Raw genomic sequence first — 272 nt, forward strand, 5'->3', positions numbered from 1 at the left:
AGCCAAGCTTGAAAGTTTGTTAAGCTCAATAAAGGCATTTGGATTAGGTAAAGAGTGCATTATATATGAAGAAAAGCCTAACAAAGAAGCACTTGCGGAGCTAAAAGACGAGGATCTAGTAAAACTTGGTCTTAAAAGAGTAGTGAAAGATAATTTTAGGATAGTACCTAAGATAGAGAGCCTGGAGATAGGAAAATGATAGAGCCAAAATACAGAATAAAAGACAAAGCCGATTTTGAGAGAATTTTTAAAAAAATCGCCGAGCTTGATAA

The 272-nt window shown here is 34.6% G+C and carries 1 protein-coding gene; it reads left to right on the plus strand.

The genetic code is table 11. The features are described from left to right. A partial coding sequence (locus UNSWCS_RS11245) for a host-nuclease inhibitor Gam family protein (RefSeq protein ID WP_035144252.1) occupies window positions 1-199 on the plus strand: 199 nt, incomplete at its 5' end. Between the last annotated feature and the right edge of the window lie 73 nt (window positions 200-272).

It is taken from the genome of Campylobacter concisus UNSWCS, assembly GCF_000466685.1.
In the GTDB taxonomy this organism is placed as follows: domain Bacteria; phylum Campylobacterota; class Campylobacteria; order Campylobacterales; family Campylobacteraceae; genus Campylobacter_A; species Campylobacter_A concisus_A.